This is a genomic window from Nesterenkonia cremea (assembly GCF_014642675.1).
GTDB classification, from domain to species: Bacteria; Actinomycetota; Actinomycetes; order Actinomycetales; family Micrococcaceae; genus Nesterenkonia; species Nesterenkonia cremea.
The window spans coordinates 1-2,853 of the sequence record NZ_BMIS01000028.1 but is presented as its reverse complement, the minus strand read 5'-3'; the positions used below and the strand labels follow the sequence as shown (position 1 = coordinate 2,853).

2 protein-coding genes and 2 pseudogenes are annotated in these 2,853 nt (G+C 56.2%); 2 read left to right on the top strand and 2 right to left on the bottom strand.

Features of this window, described 5'->3' with window-relative positions; all coding sequences use genetic code 11:
- Together IEW85_RS14155 and IEW85_RS14150 are read left to right on the top strand one after the other, a co-directional pair.
- Positions 1-137, top strand: a pseudogene (locus tag IEW85_RS14155) (transposase); the annotation flags it as partial.
- A gap of 29 nt (positions 138-166) precedes the next feature.
- A pseudogene (locus IEW85_RS14150) lies at positions 167-448 on the top strand (integrase core domain-containing protein); the annotation flags it as partial.
- 59 nt (positions 449-507) lie between these two features.
- Here IEW85_RS14150 and IEW85_RS14145 read toward each other — a convergent pair.
- On the bottom strand, positions 508-1,017 hold the full coding sequence (locus tag IEW85_RS14145; protein WP_188687072.1) for a hypothetical protein: 510 nt from the start codon (positions 1,015-1,017) through the stop codon (positions 508-510).
- Positions 1,018-1,123: 106 nt separating this feature from the next.
- Positions 1,124-2,536, bottom strand: a complete 1,413-nt coding sequence (locus IEW85_RS14140) for an alpha/beta hydrolase (protein WP_188687070.1) — start codon at positions 2,534-2,536, stop codon at positions 1,124-1,126.
- Between the last annotated feature and the right edge of the window lie 317 nt (positions 2,537-2,853).

The window sequence follows — 2,853 nt, the reverse complement described above, 5'->3', positions numbered from 1 at the left end:
GCACTGGCCCTTCCCGGTTGCTGGACATGGTCCCGGGCCGATCCAAGAAGGTCTTCAAGACCTGGCTCGATGACCAGACCAAGGCCTTCCGCGACGAGATCAAGGTGGTGGCCATGGATGGTTTCACGGCTCATCGCAGATAAGAGTGTAGATAGGGTCTGAAGCCGCCGGTGACTTCACGCAGGCGGTGAACAACCTCGGTGGGGTCCATCAGCGGATCCGGCCCTACACGCCGCGGCATAACGGCAAGGTCGAGCGATATCAGCGGATCCTGGCCGACGAATGCCTTTACGCGAGGACCTACGACTCCGAGTCGGCCCGAGGAGAAGCGATGAAAGTCTGGGTTCAGCACTACAATCATCACCGCCCCCACTCAGCTGCAGGCGGTCAAGCTCCTGCCAGCCTCGTCCCGGGGCGCGTGACCAACGTCCTGCCCTCCTACACCTAGTTGCTAAGCCACATGGGAAATCCCTAACCGTCTATCTCCAGTGGTTCACTTCAATTTCATTATTGCTCGTCGCGTTCTCTTTGCCGCTCTTCCCGTTCCTTAAGCATGAACTCATCTCTAGCTTCACGATTAGATTCATGGTCAGTACAACGAGTGTTATAGACGACTTCCACATTTTCGTCCTCCGAAGCGCTCTCTCGAACGATGAACGTCCTACCGTCCTCGGATTGCGCAGAGAACATCATGCGACTGCTCCCAGCTCCGGTGTCGTTCACCGCGTCGTTGGGAGTGAAACCAAGCTCATCAGCAATCTTCTCCGCCGCCGAATAGGCGTCCTCGAAGCTGATGTCCCGGTGGTAGAAGAACACCTCGTTCCGATACTGATCCTCACCCGGACAGTCGGCAGTCGGACGCCGATGTTCCGCATGGTACTCAGGTGTCCACTCATCAGTTGATTCGGCCCGCAGAACCAGACCATCCCCAATATGGGATTCCAAGAGCCCCACAACGGCCCCGATCTCATCGATCTGCTCCTCCCGGGTCTCACCGGGACCCAACTCGACGCTCACTTCTTCCTCCTCCTGTCCCGATCCCCCGAACTCTCCACAAGCACTCAGCATGAGCACACCTATGACCACAGTGCCCACAACAGGCTTCAACCGGACGCTGCCTGACTTATTCATAGTTCTCAATGGAATATCCGGGGACGCTTTCATAATCGACCAGCTGATTCTCACCACGCAAGATTTGGGTGATCGTATCCAAAGAGAGAGTCCCGTCGTCCAAGTACCCGTACTCGCCTTCTTCAGCCATATCTCGACTGTGATCTGTCACAGACTCAAGGTCAGGATGCTCGCTCTCACCAAACAGCGGATCATGTATATCGGATGTGAACACATAGGCCCCGAAGTCTTCGTGCGTAGGATCTATTCGATCCATCGCTCCGTACGGATCGAAATCACCTCCACCGAGCCACCAAGGAAGGTCCCCACGGCCAACGCCAGCTAGCCAGTCAGCATTGGCCTCAGTCGCGAAGACTCGCGGCTGACCGTTCACAACTTCGACGTTGAGATCCGAAGCATCCTCAGCGACATCCCTCGGAATTCCAGAGGACCCCATGAAAACTACCGAGTGAACATCATGTTCAGTCCGCGTGAGCGCATGCGCCGTCATATTCGTTCCATACGAATGGGCGAGCACCTTGATGTCCACATCACTGTCTCCGTCACTATGTTCAGAGGCACGGCTCTCATGCCGGCTGTCCAAGGCGTAAGCAAGCCTGTAGCCCCCTTCATCGGCGCGGTTATCAAGCAGAACAGAACCTTCATCAAAGCTTATTGTTTCATCCATAGTCGGTGGGTCATAGCCCATCCACGCGATAACTGCTTGGTCGCCCGTGTTGTCGTAGATGGTCTGAGCGTGATCAACTTCACCATCCATGCTATGCGTCCCGCTGTTCATCCCCGGCACGTTGTACGTCACTTCGGCCGCACGGTCAGGATCGCCGACAGATATTTCCGCAAGGGGCTGCCTGTCTTCACCGGGAGTCCCTACGTCCAGCGAGAGCAAGTAACGGTCACCTGCGTTATCTTGTTCACCGACAGCTCTTTCGATATCGACGATATTATCCCGATATTCGGCATGCTCATCAGAGTCCCTTAGGTGGTCGTGCGCATTGATATTCGCTTCATGACTCACGTCGCTTGGCACCCCCTGCACATTGCCTACGATGAGGGGCAGGTGATTCTGCATCGCTTCACGTTGTTTGTTATCCAAGGAGTTCGACCACCAGGCAACACCCCAGGCACCATCCGGCCACGCCTGGAGATCCTCTTCCGATGCTGGCGCAGTAAGATTTTGGAGGTTCGCTTCCTGGTTGTTCTCAGCAAACTCCTTGATATCCTCAGCTTCCATCTCTTCGAAATGCTTTAGGAAAGCCTGGACGTCTTCACCACTGGCATCCTCGGCCATGGCCTCCTCATAGCGCTTCTCGGCCTCTTCCACTTCGGAGCTGGAAGATCCTGACGGTGCTGCCGCTGAGACGATCCCGCCCAGCGGGAACTCAGGGCTGAATCCACCTGCAGGCATCCCCGGCATCCCAGCCCCAGGAGCATAAGCGGCTCATCGCAGATAAGAGTGTAGATAGGGGGCTCATCGCAGATGAGGGTGTAGGAGGGGCCTGAATCCTCCGGTGTCCAGTAGGGCTCGGGTGATGTAGTTGGTCAGGTTCCTGAATCCCAGTGCGGTGCCGCGGAGGTGTTCGAGCCTGCCGTTGATAGCTTATGCCGATGTTTGGATTATGCCGACCTTTTCGGGTTGCCCCTGGTGAGGGCCGAAGGGCGTTGACTCTTGTCGGCATAATTTTGGGATGAGAGTCTGCCTGCTCCTGAAGGAAGGAGCAGGTG

Bases quoted from the DNA above. Each gene is read 5' to 3' on its own strand.
- IEW85_RS14140 (WP_188687070.1), bottom strand. From the start codon at position 2,536: ATGCCTGCAGGTGGATTCAGCCCTGAGTTCCCGCTGGGCGGGATCGTC.